This window comes from Chryseobacterium ginsenosidimutans (assembly GCF_039536845.1).
GTDB classification, from domain to species: Bacteria; Bacteroidota; Bacteroidia; order Flavobacteriales; family Weeksellaceae; genus Chryseobacterium; species Chryseobacterium ginsenosidimutans_B.
The window spans coordinates 35,772-59,674 of record NZ_BAAAZJ010000009.1; the positions used below are offsets into that span (position 1 = coordinate 35,772).

The following is a 23,903-nucleotide window of genomic DNA, read 5'->3' on the forward strand; positions in this document are numbered from 1 at the left end:
GGAATGACTAAAAAACCGTTTGTTAAATCTCTCGAACATGGCTGTTTATATTTTAAGCAATCGCAAAATCGCTCGTCACAAAGATGAAAAAGTAGACTCTTTTTCTAATGACGAGTACTCCATTCCTAATTTCAGGATTGCAAAATGTGATTTCGATAATTACAAAGAGCCAACTGCAGCAGTTAAAAAAAAGAAAGATTATACCAATCGAAATATTCTTAATTACAAACTCTTTTCTGAGCCTGAAAAGCAAGGCTACCAAGATGTTCTGGATGTTCTGCTCAATGAAAAAGGAATTAAAAAATCAATTTTAACAGCCAATAATCTCGGCGGAACCAAAAAAATGTTTTATGAATTGTATAAAAACATGTCTTCTACAAAAGACAGAAGTGATGTTTTGATATTCATTCATGGATACGCCTATGATTTTGATGACGAGCTGAAAGCCATCCTTGATCTCAAAAAATTGTTTATTGATAATCCGAAATCGCCTGTTGAACAAATTTTATTTGTAAGTTGGCCAGCTTCAAGCAGTATTGTTCCGTTGACGTATTTTGATGATAAAGCTTCAAGTATCAATTCCGGGAATTCTTTGATGAGGCTATTTTACTTTTACACGCAGTTTTTAAAAGATATTTTTTCGAATCGTGATTTAATTCCCTGTAAACAAAGGATCCATATCATGGCGCATTCGATGGGAAACCGGGTGCTTCAAAGTATGTTGTACAGCTTAAAAAAGGAAAATATTTTGAGAGTCATCGATCAGGTTTTATTGCTAAATTCTGATGTGACTTATAAAGTTTTTGACGATTCGGAAGATTCGTTTAATAAGCTCCCATTGTTAGCAAATAGAGTTTCCATTTATTTAAATCGAAAAGATAACATCCTTGGAATTTCTCAGTTTACAAAAAATATTTTGACTCCAAGACTAGGAAAACACGGACCGGGCGACATTGAAAAATTCAAAGATATCGTTTCGGTTATTGATTGTACGTTTGTAGAAGACGACGTGTTAAACAGTTTTAAATATGAAGTCGGAAATCATTGGGGGTACCTTTCAAGCTCGATGGTTCAAAATGATATTTTCCAAAATTTATATGGGGTGGATAGGAATCTTATCAGCAACAGAATCAAAAATAATGAAAATATTTTCACAATTACTTCTTCATAATAGATAAAAATTAAACATATGATAAAAGCTTTGTTTCAGAGTATCAAATGATTTTTTGCTTGGCACAAAGCTTGCAAAATTATAAAACTATAGAACACTAAAAATTGTCTCATGGAAAAGTTTAAAAAAAAGTTTTCTTCACTGTTAGAGTACATTAAGAAAACAATTTTCGTAAAAGACGTTATTTAATAATTGAATAGTAATCCTTAAAAACAATAAATTATACGATCCAACAACTACTATCTTTAAATTATTTTCCGCATTTTCTATTTACTACTCAAAGTCTTAGATGAACTTTAGAGTTTGCTTTGCTTTTTATTTAAATCACACCAATGTGTGTTAATGTAAGTTAAAAATATTGCACAATACAAAAAAGAGATTCATATTTACATTACAAATCAAACTAAATGTTCATTATGAAAAATCTAAAAAAACTTAAAAAAAGCGAGTTGAAAACTATTAAAGGAGGATCTGCACCTCTTGGATGCAACAACTGGAACCCGGCTGCAAGATGCTGCAGAGTTTGGGATGCCGAACATCAGGATAATCCAACATGCCCTACTCCTTAACATTAATTTTTGAAGTACAGTAACTCTCCTTTCAAATCCAGATTTGAATCGAAATTATTGACAAATAATGATCCGGTGCCCAAACCTTGCGGCATCGGATTTTTTTTAGTAAAAGTATATTGCGCAATTGCATTCAGACCAATGTTACTTTCTAATGCAGAAGTGATCCACCAGCCGATATTTTGCTCTTCAGCAAGAGAAATCCATTCATCTGAACCTGAAATACCTCCTACTAAAGATGGTTTTAAAATAATATATTGAGGTTTTATTTTTTCTAAAAGCCTTTTCTTTTCATTAAAATCAATAATTCCTATTAATTCTTCATCCAAAGCAATCGGAGTCGGAGTTTCTGCACATAATTCCGCCATATTGCTCCAATTTCCGGCTTTGATCGGCTGTTCGATCGAATGAATATATAAATCTGCCAATTCTTGTAAAACAACTTTAGCTTCTTCTTTATTAAAACCACCATTTGCATCAACGCGAAGTTCCAACGCTTCTTTTGAAAATTTCTGTCTTAATTTTTGAAGAATTTTGTGCTCAGATTTCCAGTCGACCCCAATTTTTAATTTAATACAATGAAAACCTTTTTCCAGTTTATCCTGAATCTGTTCTTCCATATAATTAATATCACCCATCCAAATCAAACCATTGATTGTAATTGGAGTTTTAGCTTCTGTAAATTCACTCGGAAAATAAAGATTCCCGCCATGTTTTAAATTTAAAACAGCTTGTTCATACCCAAACCAAATCGATGGAAATTCCCTTAATTCTTCCTTTAAAAAATCGGAATCCTGCTGAATATTTTCACAGAGCCATTGAAGTTTATCTTCATAATCCGGTCTGTCATCAAAACTTAATCCTCTGAAAACTGCGCACTCTCCTATTCCTTTTTTTCCGTTTTTTGAAATTTCAAGAAAAAAAGTCTCTTTTTCATGCAAAACGCCGCGAGATGTTCCACTCGGGCGTTTGAATTCTAATAAATATCTTGAATATTTTGCTTTCATTTATTTTACACTGTCAATTCGCATAAATTCTTCTGCTTTTTCAACCATATTGACGCTTCCGCAGAAAAAAGGAATCCTTTGGTGAAGTTCTGTCGGTTCAACTTCCAGAATTCTTCTGAACCCGTCTGTTGCCTTTCCACCCGCTTGTTCAGCAAGAAAAGCCATCGGATTACATTCGTAAAGTAATCTTAATTTTCCGTTGGGAGCCTGTGAATAAGAAGGATAAATATAAATTCCGCCTTTCAGCATATTTCTATGAAAATCAGCAACTAATGAACCAATATATCTTGAAGTATAAGGCCTGTCACCTTCTTCCATCTGGCAATATTTAAGATAATTTTTTACACCTTGAGGGAATTTGATATAATTTCCTTCATTAATAGAATAAATTTTACCTGTTGTAGGAAACTTCATATTCGGATGAGAAAGATAATATGTTCCCAATGATGGATCCAATGTAAATCCGTTCACCCCGTTTCCCGTCGTATAAACAATCATTGTCGATGAACCGTAAATAACATATCCTGCAGCAATCTGATTGATTCCTTTTTGTAAAAAGTCTTCCAGCTGAACCGGTGTTCCCGGCTCTGTAACTCTTCTGTAAATTGAGAAAATAGTTCCTACAGAAACGTTTACATCGATATTTGAAGAACCGTCAAGCGGGTCGATCAATACAACATATTTACTTAAATGACCGTTTTCACCGCATTTAATGTCAATAAAATCATCATTTTCTTCGGAAGCAATACCACAAACCACCTCTCTTTGGGATAATGCGGTAATAAAAATTTCATTAGCAATCACATCCAGCTTTTGCTGCTCTTCACCCTGAATATTTTCATTTCCGGCTTTCCCGATAATATCTGCAATTCCGGCTTTGTTTACTTCCCTGTTTACAACTTTTGAAGCTAGTCTTATTGCACTCAGAAGGCGAGAAAATTCACCTGTAGAATATTGGAAATCATCCTGTTTATCAATAAGAAATTCTCCTAAAGTCTGTAATGGCTGATCTGACATATTTTTCTTTTTACGTTTTCTCCAAATTTCGTAAAATTTATCACATAAGGAAAGGTTTTCTTTTAAAACACTTTATCACCTATTAATCAACATCATACAAGGCTAAGTCGTCGATGCACTTAAAATTTATTTATGAAAAGACCTCCCAATTTGTTGAAGCAATCAGAATAATTTAAACTATTTACTGATTTTAATAAAATCTTAAGCCTATCTCATAATCAGCCTATTTCATATCTCGTTGTAAATTTATAATTTTGACACCCGTAAAATATTCCCACAAATTTTATCTAACAATTTTATTATTAACAATTTAATGAAAATTTTCAAGTTTGGTGGAGCATCGGTAAAAGATGCTGAAAGCGTAAAAAATGTATCCATGGTTCTAAAAAGCCAGGGATTTGCTAAATGTTTGCTGGTAATTTCAGCAATGGGCAAAACGACTAATGAGTTGGAAAAGGTTGTAGAACTTTATTTCAAGAAGGATAATTATCAAACTGAGATTGAAAAGATAAAACGAAAACACATTGAAATTGCAGATGGATTATTCCCGGAAAATCATCCGGTTTTCGCAGAAATCAATCTTTTTTTCGATGATATCGACTCTTTTTTAAGAAGAAACAAATCTCCAAACTATAGTTTTGTTTACGATCAGGTAGTGAGTTGTGGGGAAATGATTTCCACTAAAATTTTAAGTGAATATTTAAATGAAATCCAGTTTACTAATCAATGGCTAGACGCAAGAGATTATATAAAAACAGACAATTCTTATAGAGAAGGTACTGTAGACTGGGCTAAAACTGAAGAATTTATCTCTACCTTAAATAAAGAAATCTGCTACGTTACTCAAGGTTTTATCGGTTCTGATGAAAATAATTTTACCGTAACTTTAGGAAGAGAAGGTTCGGATTATTCGGCTGCGATTTTTGCTTATTGTTTAAATGCAGATGCGATGACAATCTGGAAAGACGTTCCGGGAGTGATGACTGGAGATCCGAGAAAATTTAAGGATGTTACTCTTCTTTCTAATATTTCTTACGAAGAAGCAATTGAAATGGCGTATTACGGAGCAAGTGTTATTCACCCGAAAACGTTACAGCCACTTCAGCAAAAAAACATTCCTTTTTATGTAAAATCTTTCGTAGACCCGACAAAAGAAGGGACAAAAGTGGGTGCTTCAGAAAAAAATCAAAGTGAAGAATCTTATATTTTAAAAGAAAACCAAACTTTGCTGAAAATCTCGACAAGAGACTTCTCTTTCATCGCAGAAGATCACATGAGTTTAGTTTTCGGACATTTATCTAAGTATAAAATTAAAGTTTCTTTGATGCAGAATTCAGCAATTTCACTAGCTTTATGTTTAGAAGATAAATATAACACGGTAGATGAGCTTAATGAAGATTTGCAGAAAGTATTTAAAACAGAAGTTGTAAAAAATGTATCTTTATTTACGGTAAGAAATGCAAAGATGGAGAACATCGACAAATTTTACCAAGAAAAAAGTGTATTATTGGAACAGATTTCAAAGAATACTCTTCAAATGGTAACACAATAAAAACTAATTGCGACTAAACACAATATGAGTTTAATTTCGAAGAACGATCTAATTAAAGCTTCCGGCTTAAGTAAAATAGGATTTCTTAAAAATCCTGTAGCATCTGCTGTTATGAGCATTGCTAAAATAAATGAAGTAAACAGGCTGTATGACAAGCTAAAAGACAAGGAAGGTAAAGACTTTTTCGACTCATTTGTGAGAGAGAGAAACTTAAGCTATGTAGCTTTTGAAGAAGATCTGGCAAAAATCCCTAAAACGGGACCGTTTATTTTGGTTTCGAATCATCCGCTTGGAGCGATTGACGGGATTTTAATGTGCAAGATCTTATCAGAAGTTCGTCCGGATTTCAAGGTGATGGGTAATTTCCTGCTGGAAAAGATCAAACCGATGGAACCATTCGTAATTTCTGTAAACCCTTTTGAGAACAGAAAAGGAGCTTACAGTAGTTCTTCAGGAATGCGTGAAACGCTGAAACATTTACAAAACGGAGGCTGTGTAGGTATTTTTCCTGCAGGAGAAGTTTCTAACAAAAACAATCCTTATGGAGAAATTTTAGATAAAGAATGGGAAAAACCGGCTCTTAAGCTTATAAAAATGGCAAAAGTGCCGGTAGTTCCTATGTATTTCCATGCTAAAAATAGTCGATTATTTTATCAGGTTTCAAAAATACATCCTAATTTACAGACATTGATGCTTCCTGCAGAAATGATGAATGACAGGGAAAAACCAATTCGTGTAAGAATAGGAAGACCTATTGCCGTAAAAGCAATGGACGACATGGAAACCATTGAAGAACTGGGCGAGTTCTTGAAACGTAAGGTTTATATGATGAAATCTTACTATGAAAAAAGAAAATCTTTAGCACAAAGTATTAATCTTCAAAATTTATCGGTAAAATTTCCTTTGCTTAAAGAAGAAAATATTGTTCAAAATATTATTGACGAAACTCCGAAAGAAGATATTTTAAAAGACATTAATAAGCTGAAAGGCACAGATAAAATGTTTTTCAGCAACGGAAATTATGAAGTTTACTTTACGGCTTATGAAGAAATCCCATCCGTAATGAGAGAAATCGGACGTCAAAGAGAACTTACATTCCGTGCTGTGGGTGAAGGAAGCAATCTTCCTTTCGATCTTGACGAATATGACAAGCATTATCACCATCTTTTCCTTTGGGACAATGCCGAGGAAAAACTGGTCGGAGCTTACAGAATGGCCTTAGGTAAAGAAGTCATGAAAAAGTCCGGAATTAAAGGCTTTTATACGAGTTCTTTATTTGAATTTGAACAGGACATTCATCCTTTTTTCAAAAAAGTTATTGAAATGGGAAGAGCTTATATTTGCCAGGAATATCAGCAAAAACCACTTCCGCTTTTCCTTTTATGGAGAGGAATTGTACATGTTTGTCTAAGAAATCCGGATCATAAATTTTTGATGGGAGGCGTAAGTATTTCCAACAAATTTTCTGAATTTTCAAAGTCTTTGATGATTGAGTTCATGCGTTCAAATTATTACGATTCTGCTGTTGCTCAATACATTACACCAAGAAATGAATACAAAGTTAAACTCCGTGACAGAGATAAAAATCTTTTCTTTGATGAAATGGAATCTGACCTTAACAAATTAGATAAAATTATCGACGATCTTGAACCGGAATTAAGATTACCTGTTTTAATTAAAAAATATATAAAGCAAAATGCAAAGGTCATTGCCTTTAATGTTGATCCCAACTTCAATGATGCGATCGACGGACTGATGTATATCCGAATCAGCGACCTTCCTGAAAGCACGATAAAGCCTGTATTAGAGGAAATGAGCGAACAAATAAGAAAGGAACAGGAAAATAATCCGGCTGAGAATCAATAGGTTTTTAAGTTTTGTTAAAAAAATTATTATTAATACTTGCTTCATATATCAAAACTTACTACTTTTGCATCACTTTAAAACAACGAAGTAAAAAGAATGGTTTCTTAGCTCAGTTGGTAGAGCAATGGATTGAAAATCCATGTGTCCCTGGTTCGATTCCTGGAGAAACCACACAAAACCACCTGTAAAAAGGTGGTTTTCTTTTCAAAACTGTTTTAAAATAAAATTTGCAGAATCTAATAATTATTATTACTTTTGCACCACTTCAAAAAAGAAGTAAAAATTAAATGGTTTCTTAGCTCAGTTGGTAGAGCAATGGATTGAAAATCCATGTGTCCCTGGTTCGATTCCTGGAGAAACCACTTAAAGTCATCTCAATCGGGATGACTTTTTTGTTTTCATTCATACTTTCACATTAGATGTTAAATCCTAGTTAATACAATCATAATCACACTTCATTTACGTTGAAAATAAGTATATTCGCTTTTTTAATTTTATTTGAAAAATGAAGAAGATTATCTCTGGATTATTTTTATTTTCTGCCATTACTGCATTTGCTCAGGAAGCTGTTAAATTTCAGGATCTTCCTTTTAAAGAGCTTGTTGCAAAAGCGAAGAAAGAAAACAAACTACTTTTCATCGACGCCTATACTTCATGGTGCGGTCCATGCAAAATGATGGAAAAAAATACTTTTACCCAAAAAGCTGTCGGAGATTATTATAATACCAATTTCATCAATGCAAGATTCGATATGGAAAAGGGTGAAGGAAGAGAAATTGCTTCAAAATTTGGTGTACGTTCCTATCCTACTTATCTTTTTCTAAATGGAGACGGAGAACTTGTTTCTCAGAATTTCGGATATATGGAAGGAAGTCTTTTCGTTTCAATGGCGCAGGATGTAAACTCTCCTAATAATAAAAAAGGTTCTTTAAAAGAACGTTTTGCAAATGGTGAAAAAGATCCGGAATTTCTGATCAACATTATGAAATTAAACTCTTCTTCAGATTTTGATTTTGCTAAAAAAGCTTCCGAAAGATATTTTGAAAACAAGAAAAAAACGGAAGAATTTACAAAAGATGATGTCGGACTTTTATTATTTTTCTTAAAATCCACTGAAGAGAAAAATTACAAAACTTTTACTGAAAGAAAATCTGAAATCATTAAGTTTTTACCGGAAGAAACCTACAAAGAATTCGATAATCAGATAAAATTAGGAAAGATTGTTGAACAGGCTATCGACCAGCAAAATAAAAGGATTAACGATGATTATTTCATGAAAACTGCCGAACCTTTAGTAGGAAAACACGATGCTGAAGTAAAGCTTAATCAGACAAAGCTAAGCTATTACGAACAAAATGCTAATTTTCCGGAATATGAAAAAGCAGCTTTGGCATATTATAAAAATTCAGAATCTTTTGAACTGAATGAACTATTAAAAGCAGCTTGGATATTTTCCGAACATGTAAAAAACGTTTCTTCATTGAAAAAAGCCGCTGAATGGGCAGAAAAATCCGTGATGAGAGGTGAAACATCCGAAAATACATATATTTTAGCTAAGCTTTATTTTTTGACAGGGAACAAAGAGATGGCAAAAACATACGCCGAAATGTCTAAAAATATGGCTTCCCAGGCTCAAAAAGATTCTACTTTAGCAGATGAGTTATTAAAACAAATAAAATAACAAATGTCGAAAATTAAATTTATTACAGCGCTTCTTACCCTATTCTTATTAGGGAATTTAAAAGCTCAGGAACAACAACAAAACGCAGAAACAAGTGTTTATATAAAAGGAAATGCTTTATTTATTCCTATCGGAGTTGTAAATGTAGCATTAGAGCATCAATTAAGCAAAAAAATTACCGTACAAGGTGACGTGCTTATTTCTCCCTGGAAATCTTTTGCAGGACATGAACTGCAATATTATTCTCTTTCATTAGAAGGCAGATATTATTTTAATGAGGCTTTCAAACATTGGTATATCGGAGCAAATATTGCAGGATCTCGTTTTATTGCACAAAAATGGAACTATTGGAATGATAATACTTTTAATGATGAAAACACAGGAATAACTTATAAAAATTCTGATGTTTATCAAAAAGGATATTCTTTAATATTCGGTATTACGGGAGGTTATCAGTTTAAAATTGCAGACAAATGGAATGTTGATATTTACGCAGGTATCGGAAGTTCCCAAGACTTTTATAAAGGATATATTCGTTCAACAGGAGAACGTTATGACAACCCGAAAGGATACAATAAAAGTGGAGAAATCCTTCCTTACAGAGGCGGTGTCATGATTTCTTATAAATTAAAATAATTCAATGAAACTATTCGGAAAAAACCATCTTATCATCTGTGCCATTACTTTTATCATTCTGTTTTTAATGAATTATATTGGAAATAATCAGGCTGATAAATTACAAACAGCGTTAATGATTGCTGTTGCAGGAGTTATCGGATTATCGATCGGACTTGTTATTATGAATAAAGGAAAGAATGATAAAACCCCTCCACAGAACTTTGATTAAATTTAAATTTTAAATAAAATAAAAAAGTCAATTGTAGAATTTACAATTGACTTTTTTTATCAGTTTTCGTAAACTACATATTTACTTCTGATCTTCTCAAATTTATTTAAATCCGATTTCCAGGATTTTTTTATTTCGGATATTGATTTTCCGGCAATAATCTGTTTTCTCAATTCATCAGTTCCTGCCAAAGTATCAAACCAAAGATTTTTACCCGCTGCAGCTTTCAGGAAAAAATCCAGTTCAGGGTTTTTATAATTTCTATATGCTTTCATTACCCATTCAAGATTTAATTCTCTTAAATCAGTTTTATAATCTGAAAGATTTTCACCATAGCATAATTTCCCGTTTAAGAATGGATCTTTTGCTCCGAAATTGGGTTTTGGTGTAAATTGATAAGGCAAGCCTGCCGTCCAAGGCGAACCATAAATCTGGAAAGGTAAATCCGTCCCTCTTCCCACCGAAACCTGCGTTCCTTCAAAAAAACATAAACTTGGATACAAATTAATCGATTTATCGTTCGGTAGATTCGGAGAAGGCTTGTCTAAAATCGGGTAACGCAATTTTTTATGATAATTTTTCATCGGAATTAAAGTATACTTTGCCTGAACCCCATCTTTAAGCCATTTTTCTCCATTCACCATTTTTCCATATTCTCCGATTGTTAAACCATACACAACAGGAACTTCGTGCATTCCGACAAAACTTGTCCATTTTTTTCTTAAAACCGGACCGTCCGTATAGCCGTCATGAGGATTTGGTCTGTCTAAAACCATAACCTCAACATTATTTTCGGCTCCGGCTTCCATTAAATAGGTTAAAGTTGAGATATAAGTATAAAACCTCACTCCAACATCCTGAATATCAAAAACTATGACATCAATTCCTTTTAATTGCTCAGGTTTTGGTTTTTTATTATTTCCGTATAAAGAAACAATGGGAATTCCGGTTTTTACATCTACTCCGTTTTTCACTTTTTCACCCGCGTCTGCGTCACCTCTGAAACCATGTTCTGGTGCAAAAATCGACTTAATTTTAATTCCGTTTTTAACTAAAAAATCTACAACGTGAGTTCTGTCACTCATCAAACCTGTCTGATTCGTCACAACACCGATTGTTTTTCCTTTTAATAAAGGTAAATACAGCTCGGGTTGGTCTGCTCCGGTTTTAAAATCGGCTTTATATTGAGTTTGAGAATAATATTGATTGAATACTCCTAAAAAAATTAGGCAAATAAGAAGTAAATTTTTAATTTTGAAATCTAAATTCATACGTTTGAAATTTCCTTTATATTTCTCTAGAAAAATAGCGTTTTCCAAAGATAACAAAAATAACCTTTCAAGGGTTATCATCTTCATCGGCAGACTTTCCGTGGCGTTGGGAATTATTGTTTCTTTGATTACCGTTTCCACAGGATTTGGTTCCAAAAAGGCTATTAAAGAAAGACTGGCGGATTTCAGCGGACATATTACCGTAAAATCCACAAGATCAAATTCTTCTTATAATACTTCCGTTCTTGATAATCAGGGATTAAATGTAAAAAAAATACAGGAAATTCCGGATGTTGAAACGGTTCAGAAATATGCGATGGTGACAGGAATTATGCGTAACGAACATAATTTCGCAGGAATTATTTTTAAAGGGGTTGGAAAAGATTTTGACAGCCTGAGATTTCAAAAATTTCTGATTGCAGGAACAACGCCAAAAATAACAGAAAAAGGCTACAATAACGGCGTTACTATTTCTCAAAAAATTGCCAGTGACCTGCATTTAAAGGTAAAAGACAGCATTGTTACTGTATTTTCTAAAACTGACCAACAACCGATTTACAGAAAATTTGAAGTTGTGGGAATTTATAAAACTGACATCAAAATGATTGATGATCAATTCGTTATCGGAGATATCAATCATGTAAGAAAAATTCAGGATATGAAACCTGATGAAATAGGCGGAATTGATATTTTCTTTAAAAATGTGAATGATATCGACAGTGATTTTCCAGAAATCGAAAAACTGATCGGGTACAAAAATTACGCAGAAAAAGCTACCGAAAAATTTCCTCAAATTACCGACTGGATCAGTATTTTTGATACTAATATTGCATTGATTATCATCATCATGCTCATTGTTGTTGTCATCAATATTATTATGGTTCTTCTTATTTTAATTATTGAAAGAACGAATTCTATCGGTTTGTTGAAAACTTTGGGAGCAAGTAATTCTCAGATCAGGGCAACCTTCATTAATTATACTTTGATTATTATGATTCCCGGGCTTTTGTATGGAAATGCAATTGGTCTTGGTTTGATTTTAGTTCAGAAGTTTTTTGGAATTATCAAACTAAATCCTGAAAATTATTATGTAAGCACTGTTCCTGTAGACCTGAATCCGATTGCGATTATTTCTATTTCTGTAGGAATTTTATTTATTTCCGGATTGGCTTTGATTGTTCCGAGTTATTTGATCAGTAAGATTTCTCCGGTAAAGGCGATTAAATATAATTAACGGAATAATTGATTGAAAATGGTTGATTGTTGATTGGAAATTTCTACAATTCCACATATATTTTCAACAAATTAAATATTCACCAAGTTTGTCATTCCGTAGGAATCCAGGCAACTTTTCTTGTTAATTTTAACGGCTTAGATTCCTACGGAATGACAAAAAAGCTGATGATCCTTTTTAAATTATCTTATTGCTTTACTTGTAATGACAAATGTTCTGATGACGACAAAATCCTAGCCCCGATTGCAGTGAAAATCCTTTTTTGAAAAAAAAGATTGCAACGGAAAGCGGGAAATAGCTCTTTATTAAGTTGGAATGTAAGAGCATTGGAGAGTTTGAAATTGAGAAAATATTATTAATTCTTCATTTTTAATTATTAATTATTTGAAAGCTGTATCTTTACGCCGCATATAAAAAACATTTATGAAATACGCACAAAACATCCTTGAAACCATCGGAAATACACCATTGGTAAAGCTTAATAAAGTTTTAGGTGAAGATTTTCCGGCATTGGTTTTGGCCAAGGTTGAAACCTTCAATCCGGGAAATTCTGTGAAAGACAGAATGGCTCTTAAAATGATTGAAGACGCAGAAAAAGACGGAAGATTAAAACCCGGAGGCACGATTATCGAAGGAACTTCCGGAAATACAGGAATGGGATTGGCTCTTGCAGCGATCATCAAAGGTTACAAATGTATTTTTGTGACGAATGCTAAACAATCTAAAGAAAAATGTGACATCCTTCGTGCTGTTGGAGCTGAAGTAATCGTTTGTCCGACAGACGTAAAACCTACAGATCCGCGTTCTTACTACTCAGTTTCAAAGAGATTGGCAAAGGAAACGGAAAACGGATGGTACGTAAATCAATATGATAATTTATCAAACAGAGCGGCTCATTATGAGTCTACGGCTCCTGAAATCTGGGAACAGACAGAAGGAAAACTGACTCACTTCGTAGTTGGAGCCGGAACGGGAGGTACGATTACAGGTTGCGGAACTTTCTTTAAAGAAAAAAATCCTGATATTAAAGTAATCGGTGTTGATACTTATGGTTCTATCTTAAAAGAGATTCACGAAACGGGAGAAATCAATTTAGGAAATGCTTACACTTATATCACAGAAGGTATTGGTGAAGATATTCTTCCTGAAAATTATGATATGTCTGTGATTGATCATTTTGAAAAAGTTACGGATAAAGACGGAGCTGTTTATGCAAGAAAATTAGCTAAAGAAGAAGGAATTTTCTGCGGATATTCTGCGGGAAGTGCGATTGCTTCTTTGGTTCAGATGAAAGATCAGTTCACGAAAGATGATATTATTGTTGTGCTTCTTCACGATCACGGTTCGAGATACGTTGGGAAGATCTACAATGATGAGTGGATGAAAGAAATGGGTTGGTTGGATTAATCAGCTTTTCATTATAAAAATAAAACTCAGAGTGTTTGCTCTGAGTTTTTTTATTTTATTCTTTGATATTTTTCTTTAAGACTTGTTTCAATAAGCTGTAATCTTTCTCGTTCATCGATTTTTTTGGAAACATATAACTGTATTTTCCTTCCAGAGCCAGATATTTTTCACTACTGTCGAAATATTTAAAATCTTTCCATTCGCTGGTTTCTTTTTCGCCGTCGATATTTACCGTGAAGAAATTATTATCAAAAGTGATTTCGTAGATTTTGCAGTTTTCAAGCTTTATTAAATAACTGTTAACCTGTTTCTTCCACCGCGAAACTTTATTAATACTGACTGAAAGAAAAACAGCACAAAGCAAAAACAAAAAACTCACAAAGTAGAAAATCCCAAATTTCTCTTTGGTAAAATCATCTTTAAAGAAAAACAGAATCAATAAAATCAAACCAACAACAATTGTCGTAACGGTTTTTCCTCTCGTTGTCGGTGACAAAAACAAACTTGCCTGATTTCCACTAAAATATATTTCCTCGAAATCCTGTCTTTTCGGTTTTAAAACAATAACCTTTTCTTCACTCATAATTAGTAATTTCTGGATGCAAAGCTAAATGAAAAATTTAGATTTCACATTTATTTTTGATAGGATTGCATCTTACCCTGATCTAAGTCGTCCCTTCGGGACTCCCATTCACCAATCAACCATAAACTATTAAACATCCTCATATTTATTACTGATTGCCGAAAGTTTACCCAGCAATTCACGGTTTTTCTTTTTTAAGTCTTCCATTTTTTTAAGCATTTCATGAATAACTTCCAAACCGGGAAGATTGATTTCCAAGTCATAATGCCAGTTTGTAAACCTCTCAAATATTGGTAAATCTTCATACATCAGATAACGGATTTCATTTTCCGTCTGAATATTCAGCAACCCGGAATCTACCAATTCATCAAAAAAAGTGACTTCAATATTGTATATTTTTACGAGCTCTTCTCGCGATATTTTTTCACTCATGGCTTAGGAATTTTTAAGTTGTTCAAAAAGTTCTTTCTGCTTTTCAGTCAAATTTGTCGGTAATTTTACTTCATAAGTCACAAACAAATCTCCAAATTGTCCGTCTTTTTTGTAGACCGGAAAACCTTTTCCTTTCAATCTTACGGTTGTTCCGTTTTGAGTTTCCGGTTTTACTTTAAGATTTACACTTCCATCCAAAGTATTTACTTTTACATCTCCTCCTAAAACTGCTGTATACAAATCAATCGGAACTTTTGCTTTCAAATCATCACCTGTTCTTTCAAAATTCGGATCAACAGCAATATTAAAGGTAATGTATAAATCTCCGTTCGGACCACCATTAAAACCCGGATTTCCGTGACCTTTTAATTTGATTTGCTGTCCATCATAAACTCCTGCAGGAATTGTAATCCTTACTTTTTTACCATTAATATCAAAGGTTTGCTGGTGAGTTGTTGATGCTTCTTTTAAACTTAAATTCAATTCTGCATTAACGTCCTGTCCTTTAAATTTCCCCGAAGCACTTCCTCTCGAACTTCTGCCAAAACCTCCTCCTGCTCCACCAAACATATTCTGGAAGAAATCTGAAAAATCTTCCCCTTCCCCAAAATCAGCACCGGAAAATCCGCCTCCGAAATTTCCACCCTGATCTTGATATTGTCTTTGCTGCTGCTGAGCTTTTTCATATTCTTCGCCATGCTTCCAATGTTCACCATACTTGTCGTATTTTGCCCGATTTTCCGAATTACTGAGTACTTCATTGGCTTCATTAAGCTCTTTGAATTTTCTTTCCGCTTCTTTATCATCGGGATTAAGATCCGGATGCAATTTTCTCGCTGCTTTTCGGTAAGCCTTTTTAATATCTTCCTGTGTTGCGTTTTTGCCTACGCCTAAAATTTTATAGTAATCTATATAAGCCATAGAAACGATGTTTACTCAAATTTAAGAATTTTATGCCTGAAATTTGTATAACGGAATGTTAAAAATAAACTTATCTTTGATTAAAAAGCACGCATGAAAGAAGTGTTGAAAAACTACTCAGGAATCTTACTTTTATTGTTGGGAATCACTGTCGGAAGCATCATTGGAATTGTTGCTCCCGATATTGTTGATTATCTGAAACCATTAGGAGACATTTTCCTTAATCTTCTTTTTGTAAGTGTGGTTCCTTTGGTCTTTTTTGCTGTTTCCAATTCCATCGCCTCACTAGAACAGCAATCAAAGTTTGGAAAAATAATGGTAACGATGGCTTTTACCTTTCTGTTTTTTATTTTAACGGCAGCTATTTTTACCATTTGTGCGGTTTATCTGTTTCCGGTTTCGGGAGTTTCAGGAAGTAAGGAAATTGTTGAAGAAACAGCCAATAGTGACAGTTGGGGAAACAGAATTGTAGGATTTTTTACCGTTGGAGAATTTACACAGCTTTTCTCAAGACAAAACATGCTCGCTCTTTTAATTTTTGCTTTCATGACAGGATTTTCAGCCCGAAAAGCAGGAGAAAAAGGACAGGCTTTCAGAGCATTTATCGCTTCCGGGTATGAAGTGATGAAAGAATTGCTTTTATTAATCATGAAAGCAGCACCGATTGGTTTAGGCGCTTATTTCGCGTATCAGGTGGCGACTTTAGGACCTCAGCTTTTTGGATTTTATGCCAAACCTTTGGGATTGTATTATATTGCAGGAATTGTTTATTTCCTTGTATTCTTTTCATTGTATGCATTTATTGCTAAAGGTCAAAATGGAGTAAAAAGTTTCTGGACAAATGCCATTTATCCAACCTTAACAGCTTTAAGCACCTGCAGCAGTTTTGCAACGATGCCCGCCAATTTACAGGCTGCATCAAAAATCGGCATTCCAAGTCAGATTTCGAATATTGTGATTCCGATCGGAACGACTTTGCATAAAAATGGCTCGTCGATGTCATCCATTATTAAAATTTATGTTGCTTTTTTAATTATCGGAAGAGATTTTTTTGATCCGATGAATTTACTTTTAGCGTTAGGAATTACTGTTTTTGTGAGTATTGTTGCGGGAGGAATTCCGAATGGTGGATATATTGGGGAAATGCTGATGATTTCGGTTTACAAATTACCACAGGAAGCGATTCCGGCAGTAATGATTATCGGAACTTTGGTTGATCCCCTGGCAACGGTTCTGAATGCGGTGGGACAATTAGTGGCTTCGATGTTTGTGAATCGGTTTGTAAAAGTTTGATTCTATTTTAAACACAAATTTTCAATATTAATTCTCACAGGGCTTCACCCTATGCTATTTTATGTCGCCACTTTGTGGCTCTGATTGATTTTAATAAATGATTGACTATATTTTTATTCACTTCGTTTTACAGGTTCTAAATTTTCAAGTTCTTCAGGAGTGAAAAGCTTATAAATTACTTTAAATGTTTTTCCTAAAGGCGTTTCCAAAGAAAATCCTCCCGGACCAAAGCCGTCGACAACATCCAATGTAAAATGCGAATATTTCCAGTATTCGAACAAATCGCGGTCGATCCAAAATTCGTGCTTGTTGATTGTTCCGATCATGGCATCATTCATTCTTGGATAGAAACCGCCTTTTTCAAAACATTGTGGCTGAGTTCCTTCACAACATCCTCCTGCCTGATAAAACATCAGATCTCCATGTTTTTTTTCGAGTTCCCAAATCACTTCTAAAGCTTTTTCTGTGACGGATACTCTGGATATTTTGGTTTCCATTTTCTTTGTTTTTGTGTTGGATTATTCTAATTTTTAAGTTTATAGAATGTCTATTAATCTTTAATAGCATTTTTGTCATTCCGTAGGAATCTAAGTAAAGATTATAACGCATTTTAATAATTGCGCCTAGATTCCTACGGAATGACAAAAACGCGGAATTACTTGCTTTACTAAAGATGATTGCTTCGTCGCTTCGCTCCTCGCAATCATCTTTAGTAAAGCTACAAAAGTTCGGTGAAATTTCATTTCGCCGAACTCATAAAAACTCAATATAATTTAGCCTGCACTTCCTGCGATATCGAGAACGATTCTGCCGTCGATCTGTCCGGCTTTCATTTTGTCGAAAACCTCATTGATATCTTCTAATTTTGCAGCAGTTACGGTTGCTTTTACCAAACCTTCATTTGCGAAATCCAAAGCTTCCTGAAGGTCTTTTCGTGTTCCTACAATAGAACCTCTTACGGTGATTCTTTTCAAAACCGTTTCAAAAATCGGTAACTCGAAAGAACCTGGAGGAAGACCGTTTAAAGCAATTGTTCCTTTTCTTCTTAAGACATCAATTCCCTGTTTGAAAGCAATTGGAGAAACAGCCGTGATCAATGCGCCGTGCATTCCGCCGACTTCCTTATGCAGATATTCTCCAGGATCTGTGTTTTTTGCATTGACCACCAGATCTGCTCCTAATTTTTTGGCTAATTCCAATTTATCATCAGAAACATCAATTGCCGCAACGTGCATTCCCATTGCCTTTGCATACTGAACGGCAACGTGTCCCAATCCTCCGATACCTGAAATAGCAACCCATTCTCCCGGTTTTGTTTCGGTCTCTTTTAACCCTTTGTAAACGGTTACTCCTGCACAAAGAATCGGTGCAATTTCTAAAAAGTTGACATTAGATTTTAAATGTCCTACATATCTTGAATCTGCAATCACATATTCTGCGAAACCTCCGTCAACACTATAACCTCCGTTTTTCTGAGCTTCACAAAGCGTTTCCCAACCCGTTATACAATAATCGCAGCATCCGCAAGCCGAATACAGCCACGGAACTCCAACCGCGTCACCTTCTTTTACCTTCGCCTCAGGACCACAAGCTACCACAATACCTACTCCTTCATGTCCGGGAATTAGTGGCATTTTTGGCTTTACAGGCCAGTCTCCGTCAACAGCATGTAAGTCGGTGTGACAGACTCCGCAAGCGATCACTTTTACCAGTACTTCATATCTTCCGGGTACTTTTACGGGAACTTCTTCGATTTTTAAAGGTTGTCCATAGCCTTGAACAACTGCAGCTTTCATTGTTTTTGGAATCATAATTTGATTTTTGAGTTAGTTTAGTTTTTAATTTTATAATAAGATTTCTTCTTACCCGAAATAGTTCAGATAAGGACTAATGGTTGTACGCGTGAGGGATAGGAAGGGTCTCGTTTGAAAAACGAGAGTGCGGAGCACCGAAACGAAGTGGAGCCCTGGATAGCCCGACCGTTTTGCCCCGGCCTAAGCTGAGGCAAACGGGCACGCCCTAATATTTAAAAATTAAAAGAAACCTAGTTTGTTTTTGTTGTAAGAAATCAACATGTTTTTTGTCTGGCGGTAATGATCCAACATCATTTTATGATTTTCACGACCGATTCCCGACTGTTTGTAACCTCCGAAAGGTGCTCCTGCAGGGTAAGAGTGATATTGATTCACCCAAACTCTACCCGCCTGAATCTGACGCGGAACATTGTATAACTGATGGGCATCTCTCGTCCAAACTCCAGCTCCAAGTCCATAAATCGTATCATTTGCGATTTTGACACCTTCTTCTTCGTCTTTGAAAGTCGTGAAAGCCAGCACAGGTCCGAAAATTTCTTCCTGGAAGATTCTCATTCTGTTGTTTCCTTTGAAGATCGTTGGCTGGATGTAATATCCGTTTTCAAGACCTTCTCCAACGTTGTTTACCTCACCTCCGACAAGCACTTCTGCTCCTTCTTCTTTTCCTAACTTGATGTAGGAAAGGATTTTATCTTTTTGAATCTGAGAAGCCTGAGCTCCCATCATCACAGTTTTATCCAAAGGATTTCCTACTTTGATAGCTTTTACTCTTTCTATTACTTTTTCGATAAAAGCATCTGCAATATCTTCCTGAACCAATAATCTTGACGGACAAGTACAGATTTCACCTTGATTTAAAGCAAAAAGAACTGCACCTTCGATAGCTTTATCTAAAAACGCATCATCCGCATCCATTACCGAACTGAAGAAAACGTTTGGAGATTTTCCTCCCAATTCCAGCGTCACAGGAATAATATTTTCTGTTGCATACTGCATTACCAAACGACCAGTAGCCGTGGAACCTGTAAATGCTGCTTTATTAACTTTTGGATTGGTAACCAACGCTCTTCCTAATTCTGCGCCAAAACCATTCACGATGTTTACCACTCCGTCAGGAAGCAAATCCCCAATCAATTCCATTAAAACCATAATAGAAATCGGAGTACTTTCCGCCGGTTTTAAAACCACGCAATTTCCTGCTGCCAAAGCCGGAGCTAATTTCCAAACTGCCATTAAAATCGGGAAGTTCCAGGGAATAATCTGAGCGATAACTCCAAGTGGTTCATGAACAATTAATGAAACAGTATCTTTATCCAATTCATTGTGCGAACCTTCTTCTGCTCTTATCACTGATGCAAAATATCTGAAATGGTCGATTGCCAAAGGAATATCTGCTGCTAAAGTTTCTCTTACCGCTTTTCCATTATCAATAGTTTCAACTGTTGCAATGTATTCAAGGTTTTGTTCGATTCTGTCGGCAATTTTGTTTAGAATGATACTTCTTTCCGTAGATGAAGTGTTTTTCCAGGTCTGGAATGCTTTTTCAGCTGCGTTAACCGCCAATTCCAAATCTTCTTTTGAAGAATGTGCTGCCTGTGTGAAATTTTTCCCGTCAACCGGAGAAACTACATCAAAATACTGCCCGTTAACCGGTGCTGTAAATTTTCCGTCAATATAATTATCGTATCTTTTTTTGAATTCAGGCCACTGTAATAATGTCTCTGATTGTTGTTGTGTTGAAGTGCTCATTGTAGTATAATTTTAATTTTTATCTAAAGCCAAATTACACTTACCTGTAATATTCGTATAGCACAATCGTATAAAAAAACATCAAAATCGTGCAGACCGCTAATTTTATCATTTCATTAACAGTTATATAAGTCGATTATTTTCTATATTTGAGTATACAGGCAACAAAAAATGTTTAGAAATGAATAATAATAAATTTTTATTAAATACTCCTGAATTAAAGAAGGAAAATCAGCTTTTGAGCCTAATTGAAAATCAGACAAAATTCAATCTAAACAATTGTGAATTTAGCATATATGAAACGCACAAGGCTGCTTTCGACGTAAAACTGCATTTTGAAACGATTGCATTTACCGCAATGCTTCGCGGGAAAAAGCACATGAAACTGGATAATAAAACCAATTACTTCGATTATTATCCGGGAGAAAGTGTTTTGGTCTCGCCTGGAGAAACGATGATCATTGATTTTCCTGAAGCCGATGAAACTCCTTCACAATGCATTTCTCTAAGCCTGAATCCTGAATTTATTGAAAATTCTTTAAGTCATTTAAATTATCATCTTCCAAAAGTTGACGAAACCTCACAATGGAATATTGAATTGAATGAATTCTTTCTTTTTAATAACAAATCTTTAGCTTCTGCTACCAACAACATCATGAGAATCGCGATGGATGATAATTCTCAAAAAGATATTATGGCAGATTTTGCGTTGAAAGAGCTTTTAATCCGACTGATGCAGACCCAGGCAAGAGGTATGATGGAAAAAAATATTGCTAAAAATAAATCCAGAATTGGTTTTGCCGTAGATTATATTAAAAAAAATATTCATCAAAAATTGTCGATTGACAGTATTGCTAAGCTGGCGTATGTAAGTAAATCTAATTTCTTTAAAATGTTTAAAGATGAGTTGGGGACTTCTCCGAATGAATTTATTTTGCAGGAAAGAATTAATAAAGCAAAAGAGCTTCTGGCAAGCCAGAACAGCATTAAAGAAACGGCTTATCAGACAGGTTTTTCTGATACTAATTACTTTACGAGGGTGTTTAAGCAATTGGTTGGAGTGACTCCGAAAAGTTATCAGGATAAAGTTTTGTTTTTGGAATAAAAAAAACACCTCAAATTGAGATGTTTTAAAATTTATTACTGAATTAATCATCCTTTATGCTCATAATATCTTGCTCCTTTTAAAACAGGATTTTCCAATTCTACATACTTTAATCCAAAACCTTTATAATTTTCATTGACAGAATTTTCCAATTGTTTTCTGTGCAGTTTTTCGTAGGTATTAAAATCAATTGCCTTTCTGTTTTTTAAACCTTCAAATAGGTTCCATTTTTCCACCACATTTTTCCAGTTTTCTGAAACTTTTCCTGCAAAAACTTTTGATTTTGAACCGCTTCCGTAACCTAAAAATCCGATTTCCTGTCCAGCTAACTCTTCATTTTCATTAAAAGAAGTCTGTAATGCAGAAAGTAATGCCATAAAAATCGAAGCGGTGTACATATTTCCGATTTCGGAAGATGCTCTTTGTGATTTTTCAATTTTATCATTAATAAATTGGATGTAATCTTCAGATTTTGCCACTGATTTTTGCTCTTCAGGAGTTTCATAAGAAAGTCCGTTTTCTAAGCTATAAATTTCCGTGAAAACCCTTTTCCCATGAAAAGCATACGGAAGGTGGAAAATAAGATATTTCCAAGCTTCGTAAGGCTTGTTTTTTCCTGTAATTTCTTTATAGTGATTGTACGCTTCCTTAATTCTGTCCTGATAACATTGGTTGGAATATTGTCCGTCAAAAACCGGTTCATCCGTAAAAACTTCAATTTTTTCAGGGAAATTTTCAGGAGCATCTGTTAAATTTTCTTTTTTGAAATGACGTCTTGGTTTGAAAAAATCAAAAACACTTTCTGTAGCAATCCCCCAATTGTTTTCAATTTCAATCAAGTCGGGTTTTGAAGAAACCAAAACAGCTACTGCTCCACCGCCTTGCGTATATTCACCTGAAGAAGCCAGTTCGTATTTTGCATAATCACTTGCAATGACAACCGCTTTTTTATCAGGATTTACTCTTACAAAATCCAACGAATTGTGAAGCCCATCAACTGCTCCGATACATGCAAAAGTAAGATCTACAACATCACAGTTTTTGAAACATCTTTCACCAAATTCTGCTTCCAAAACTTTCTCAACCATCTGCATAGCATAAGAAGCCGTGGGTTTTGCTGCATCGAGCGCACTTTCCGTTCCCAGATAAATCCTTGAAATTTCTTTTGGATTGAGTTTATAATCTTTAACCAGTTTTAACAAAACTTCTGCTGCAAAAGTTGCGGCATCTTCATGTACATCAGGAAATCCCATTTTATGCAATCCCAAACCTTTTTCCAGTTTTGCAGGCTCAATACCTCTTTTTTCTGCTAAATCCTTAATTTCCAAGTATAATGAAGGTACATAAAAGCTCGCTGCTTCAATTCCAAAAGTCATATTATTTTAATTTTAATACGAATTTAAAAAATGTAAACGTTTAATCATATATGATTTTTACCAAATTTTTACAATTTTTTATATTATGTTGATGCAATCAAAAAAGGTACCTCGTAAAGAGATACCTTGGTGTAAATTATTAATTGAAAGAAAAATCTAGACAAAAGGCTTTTAGTTCTTAATCACTTTAAATGTTTCTGTTCCTTTTTCAGTTTTGCCGGAAATGATGTACATTCCGTTATTCAGGGCAGAAACATCTATTTTTCCCTGATCTGAATTCGCTTTGTGAGATTGGACTATTTTACCGGCTGCATCATAGACAGTTATTTCCTGTACTTTTTCTTTACTTGTATAATGTAATACATCTTTCACAGGATTTGGATAATATTTAACTGATGATTTTGCAGGATTTAAAACATCATTAACACTTAAAACATCATTACTGATCGTAAAATTATCAACCAATGTAGAATATCCCTGAGCATTTTCACATTCGATAGCAATCTGATAGACGTTAGGCGGAAACCCAATATTTGCAAAAAAATACCATGAAGCGAAAGGCGGCTGGAAACCCATCATCATGTTCCAGGGATCTGTTGCAGAAAAGCGGTAATAAATTCTCACCCAGTTTGCATTTCCGTTTAATTGTGGATTGATGAGATAGAAACTCAGTTTAGGGGAAGAAAGTCCGGATGTATTCAATGGGGGACTTACCAGTTTTGTTTTGTCTGCAGTAGAAGAATTTGATGGAAAATTAGCAAATTTTGTTCCTGCAACAGCCGAAATACCTACACTTCCTGTGGTTGCGCTTGACGAAAAAGTCCAGTTCATGTTATTGGTTTCAAATATTTGTGTCCAACTCGATCTTGTGGGAGAGTTATCCTCAAAAGTTTCCGTCCATGGAAAGGTTGAAACCTGGGCTTTCATTCCCATTACAGAAAAAATTGCGATAATCGAAAAAAAATAACGATTTTTCATTTTTTCAAAAAGTAAATTTGTTTTCATTAG

At 34.5% G+C, this 23,903-nt stretch carries 22 protein-coding genes and 2 tRNA genes; 13 read left to right on the top strand and 11 right to left on the bottom strand.

Annotated elements, in window-relative coordinates; all coding sequences use genetic code 11:
• Positions 1-37 precede the first annotated feature (37 nt).
• Together ABD745_RS10190 and ABD745_RS10195 are read left to right on the top strand one after the other, a co-directional pair.
• Positions 38-1,171, top strand: a complete 1,134-nt coding sequence (locus ABD745_RS10190) for an alpha/beta hydrolase (protein ID WP_344828895.1) — start codon at positions 38-40, stop codon at positions 1,169-1,171.
• 416 nt (positions 1,172-1,587) lie between these two features.
• Positions 1,588-1,740 (top strand): bacteriocin-like protein, encoded by a 153-nt coding sequence (locus tag ABD745_RS10195; protein WP_156062464.1) that lies wholly within the window; start codon positions 1,588-1,590, stop codon positions 1,738-1,740.
• A gap of 2 nt (positions 1,741-1,742) precedes the next feature.
• Here the strand turns inward: ABD745_RS10195 and ABD745_RS10200 are convergent, their stop codons facing one another.
• Complete coding sequence (locus ABD745_RS10200) at positions 1,743-2,747, bottom strand: o-succinylbenzoate synthase (protein WP_344828900.1); 1,005 nt, start codon at positions 2,745-2,747, stop codon at positions 1,743-1,745.
• A complete protein-coding gene (fbp, locus tag ABD745_RS10205; RefSeq protein WP_047397801.1) occupies positions 2,748-3,764 on the bottom strand; it encodes a class 1 fructose-bisphosphatase in 1,017 nt (338 codons plus the stop codon).
• A gap of 313 nt (positions 3,765-4,077) precedes the next feature.
• Here fbp and ABD745_RS10210 point away from each other — a divergent pair, with 313 nt between their 5' ends.
• The 7 genes from ABD745_RS10210 to ABD745_RS10240 all read left to right on the top strand — a co-directional run bounded on the left by ABD745_RS10210 (position 4,078) and on the right by ABD745_RS10240 (position 9,710).
• On the top strand, positions 4,078-5,316 hold the full coding sequence (locus ABD745_RS10210; RefSeq protein WP_344828903.1) for an aspartate kinase: 1,239 nt from the start codon (positions 4,078-4,080) through the stop codon (positions 5,314-5,316).
• 24 nt (positions 5,317-5,340) lie between these two features.
• Positions 5,341-7,182: a bifunctional lysophospholipid acyltransferase family protein/GNAT family N-acetyltransferase gene (locus ABD745_RS10215; protein ID WP_344828905.1), complete on the top strand. Its 1,842-nt coding sequence runs from the start codon at positions 5,341-5,343 to the stop codon at positions 7,180-7,182.
• A 98-nt stretch (positions 7,183-7,280) separates the two neighbouring features.
• A tRNA-Phe gene (locus tag ABD745_RS10220) sits at positions 7,281-7,353 on the top strand.
• A 118-nt stretch (positions 7,354-7,471) separates the two neighbouring features.
• Positions 7,472-7,544: transfer RNA gene (locus ABD745_RS10225), tRNA-Phe, on the top strand.
• 143 nt (positions 7,545-7,687) lie between these two features.
• The gene (locus tag ABD745_RS10230; RefSeq protein ID WP_344828907.1) at positions 7,688-8,863 is read left to right on the top strand and encodes a thioredoxin family protein; all 1,176 of its coding nucleotides are present in this window, start codon (positions 7,688-7,690) and stop codon (positions 8,861-8,863) included.
• Between the two features lie 3 nt (positions 8,864-8,866).
• The gene (locus ABD745_RS10235) at positions 8,867-9,499 is read left to right on the top strand and encodes a DUF3575 domain-containing protein (RefSeq protein ID WP_344828909.1); all 633 of its coding nucleotides are present in this window, start codon (positions 8,867-8,869) and stop codon (positions 9,497-9,499) included.
• Between the two features lie 4 nt (positions 9,500-9,503).
• Entirely contained in the window at positions 9,504-9,710 is a 207-nt protein-coding gene (locus ABD745_RS10240; RefSeq protein WP_344828911.1) for a hypothetical protein, read from the top strand.
• A 59-nt stretch (positions 9,711-9,769) separates the two neighbouring features.
• Here the strand turns inward: ABD745_RS10240 and ABD745_RS10245 are convergent, their stop codons facing one another.
• A complete protein-coding gene (locus ABD745_RS10245) occupies positions 9,770-10,981 on the bottom strand; it encodes an exo-beta-N-acetylmuramidase NamZ family protein (RefSeq protein WP_344828913.1) in 1,212 nt (403 codons plus the stop codon).
• Between the two features lie 4 nt (positions 10,982-10,985).
• Between ABD745_RS10245 and ABD745_RS10250 the strand changes: the two genes are divergently transcribed.
• Together ABD745_RS10250 and ABD745_RS10255 are read left to right on the top strand one after the other, a co-directional pair.
• Positions 10,986-12,215, top strand: a complete 1,230-nt coding sequence (locus ABD745_RS10250; protein WP_344828914.1) for an ABC transporter permease — start codon at positions 10,986-10,988, stop codon at positions 12,213-12,215.
• Positions 12,216-12,638: 423 nt separating this feature from the next.
• Positions 12,639-13,622, top strand: a complete 984-nt coding sequence (locus ABD745_RS10255) for a PLP-dependent cysteine synthase family protein (RefSeq protein WP_344828916.1) — start codon at positions 12,639-12,641, stop codon at positions 13,620-13,622.
• A gap of 55 nt (positions 13,623-13,677) precedes the next feature.
• On the opposite strand, the gene ABD745_RS10260 is transcribed toward ABD745_RS10255, so the two are convergent.
• From ABD745_RS10260 to ABD745_RS10270, 3 genes are all read right to left on the bottom strand, one after another.
• On the bottom strand, positions 13,678-14,205 hold the full coding sequence (locus ABD745_RS10260; protein ID WP_344828918.1) for a YcxB family protein: 528 nt from the start codon (positions 14,203-14,205) through the stop codon (positions 13,678-13,680).
• A gap of 129 nt (positions 14,206-14,334) precedes the next feature.
• On the bottom strand, positions 14,335-14,637 hold the full coding sequence (locus ABD745_RS10265) for a chaperone modulator CbpM (protein ID WP_344828920.1): 303 nt from the start codon (positions 14,635-14,637) through the stop codon (positions 14,335-14,337).
• Between the two features lie 3 nt (positions 14,638-14,640).
• Complete coding sequence (locus ABD745_RS10270) at positions 14,641-15,558, bottom strand: DnaJ C-terminal domain-containing protein (protein WP_344828922.1); 918 nt, start codon at positions 15,556-15,558, stop codon at positions 14,641-14,643.
• A 93-nt stretch (positions 15,559-15,651) separates the two neighbouring features.
• Here ABD745_RS10270 and ABD745_RS10275 point away from each other — a divergent pair, with 93 nt between their 5' ends.
• Positions 15,652-16,851, top strand: coding sequence for a dicarboxylate/amino acid:cation symporter (locus ABD745_RS10275; protein WP_344828924.1), 1,200 nt, complete (start codon positions 15,652-15,654; stop codon positions 16,849-16,851).
• A gap of 113 nt (positions 16,852-16,964) precedes the next feature.
• On the opposite strand, the gene ABD745_RS10280 is transcribed toward ABD745_RS10275, so the two are convergent.
• The 3 genes from ABD745_RS10280 to ABD745_RS10290 form a co-directional block, all read right to left on the bottom strand.
• Positions 16,965-17,348, bottom strand: a complete 384-nt coding sequence (locus ABD745_RS10280) for a DUF779 domain-containing protein (protein ID WP_344828926.1) — start codon at positions 17,346-17,348, stop codon at positions 16,965-16,967.
• 276 nt (positions 17,349-17,624) lie between these two features.
• Complete coding sequence (adhP, locus tag ABD745_RS10285) at positions 17,625-18,662, bottom strand: alcohol dehydrogenase AdhP (protein ID WP_047397783.1); 1,038 nt, start codon at positions 18,660-18,662, stop codon at positions 17,625-17,627.
• 222 nt (positions 18,663-18,884) lie between these two features.
• Positions 18,885-20,414, bottom strand: a complete 1,530-nt coding sequence (locus tag ABD745_RS10290; protein WP_344828929.1) for an aldehyde dehydrogenase family protein — start codon at positions 20,412-20,414, stop codon at positions 18,885-18,887.
• A 181-nt stretch (positions 20,415-20,595) separates the two neighbouring features.
• Here ABD745_RS10290 and ABD745_RS10295 point away from each other — a divergent pair, with 181 nt between their 5' ends.
• Positions 20,596-21,519 (top strand): AraC family transcriptional regulator, encoded by a 924-nt coding sequence (locus tag ABD745_RS10295; protein WP_344828931.1) that lies wholly within the window; start codon positions 20,596-20,598, stop codon positions 21,517-21,519.
• A 47-nt stretch (positions 21,520-21,566) separates the two neighbouring features.
• Here the strand turns inward: ABD745_RS10295 and ABD745_RS10300 are convergent, their stop codons facing one another.
• Both ABD745_RS10300 and ABD745_RS10305 read right to left on the bottom strand, forming a co-directional pair.
• A complete protein-coding gene (locus ABD745_RS10300; RefSeq protein WP_344828933.1) occupies positions 21,567-22,895 on the bottom strand; it encodes a hydroxymethylglutaryl-CoA synthase family protein in 1,329 nt (442 codons plus the stop codon).
• Between the two features lie 171 nt (positions 22,896-23,066).
• Positions 23,067-23,900, bottom strand: coding sequence for a T9SS type A sorting domain-containing protein (locus tag ABD745_RS10305; RefSeq protein ID WP_344828935.1), 834 nt, complete (start codon positions 23,898-23,900; stop codon positions 23,067-23,069).
• Positions 23,901-23,903 lie beyond the last annotated feature (3 nt).

Coding starts and splice junctions, on each gene's coding strand:
- ABD745_RS10190 (WP_344828895.1), top strand. CDS start 38: ATGGCTGTTTATATTTTAAGCAATCGCAAAATCGCTCGTCACAAAGAT.
- ABD745_RS10195 (WP_156062464.1), top strand. CDS start 1,588: ATGAAAAATCTAAAAAAACTTAAAAAAAGCGAGTTGAAAACTATTAAA.
- ABD745_RS10200 (WP_344828900.1), bottom strand. CDS start 2,747: ATGAAAGCAAAATATTCAAGATATTTATTAGAATTCAAACGCCCGAGT.
- fbp (WP_047397801.1), bottom strand. CDS start 3,764: ATGTCAGATCAGCCATTACAGACTTTAGGAGAATTTCTTATTGATAAA.
- ABD745_RS10210 (WP_344828903.1), top strand. CDS start 4,078: ATGAAAATTTTCAAGTTTGGTGGAGCATCGGTAAAAGATGCTGAAAGC.
- ABD745_RS10215 (WP_344828905.1), top strand. CDS start 5,341: ATGAGTTTAATTTCGAAGAACGATCTAATTAAAGCTTCCGGCTTAAGT.
- ABD745_RS10230 (WP_344828907.1), top strand. CDS start 7,688: ATGAAGAAGATTATCTCTGGATTATTTTTATTTTCTGCCATTACTGCA.
- ABD745_RS10235 (WP_344828909.1), top strand. CDS start 8,867: ATGTCGAAAATTAAATTTATTACAGCGCTTCTTACCCTATTCTTATTA.
- ABD745_RS10240 (WP_344828911.1), top strand. CDS start 9,504: ATGAAACTATTCGGAAAAAACCATCTTATCATCTGTGCCATTACTTTT.
- ABD745_RS10245 (WP_344828913.1), bottom strand. CDS start 10,981: ATGAATTTAGATTTCAAAATTAAAAATTTACTTCTTATTTGCCTAATT.
- ABD745_RS10255 (WP_344828916.1), top strand. CDS start 12,639: ATGAAATACGCACAAAACATCCTTGAAACCATCGGAAATACACCATTG.
- ABD745_RS10260 (WP_344828918.1), bottom strand. CDS start 14,205: ATGAGTGAAGAAAAGGTTATTGTTTTAAAACCGAAAAGACAGGATTTC.
- ABD745_RS10265 (WP_344828920.1), bottom strand. CDS start 14,637: ATGAGTGAAAAAATATCGCGAGAAGAGCTCGTAAAAATATACAATATT.
- ABD745_RS10270 (WP_344828922.1), bottom strand. CDS start 15,558: ATGGCTTATATAGATTACTATAAAATTTTAGGCGTAGGCAAAAACGCA.
- ABD745_RS10275 (WP_344828924.1), top strand. CDS start 15,652: ATGAAAGAAGTGTTGAAAAACTACTCAGGAATCTTACTTTTATTGTTG.
- ABD745_RS10280 (WP_344828926.1), bottom strand. CDS start 17,348: ATGGAAACCAAAATATCCAGAGTATCCGTCACAGAAAAAGCTTTAGAA.
- adhP (WP_047397783.1), bottom strand. CDS start 18,662: ATGATTCCAAAAACAATGAAAGCTGCAGTTGTTCAAGGCTATGGACAA.
- ABD745_RS10290 (WP_344828929.1), bottom strand. CDS start 20,414: ATGAGCACTTCAACACAACAACAATCAGAGACATTATTACAGTGGCCT.
- ABD745_RS10295 (WP_344828931.1), top strand. CDS start 20,596: ATGAATAATAATAAATTTTTATTAAATACTCCTGAATTAAAGAAGGAA.
- ABD745_RS10300 (WP_344828933.1), bottom strand. CDS start 22,895: ATGACTTTTGGAATTGAAGCAGCGAGCTTTTATGTACCTTCATTATAC.
- ABD745_RS10305 (WP_344828935.1), bottom strand. CDS start 23,900: ATGAAAACAAATTTACTTTTTGAAAAAATGAAAAATCGTTATTTTTTT.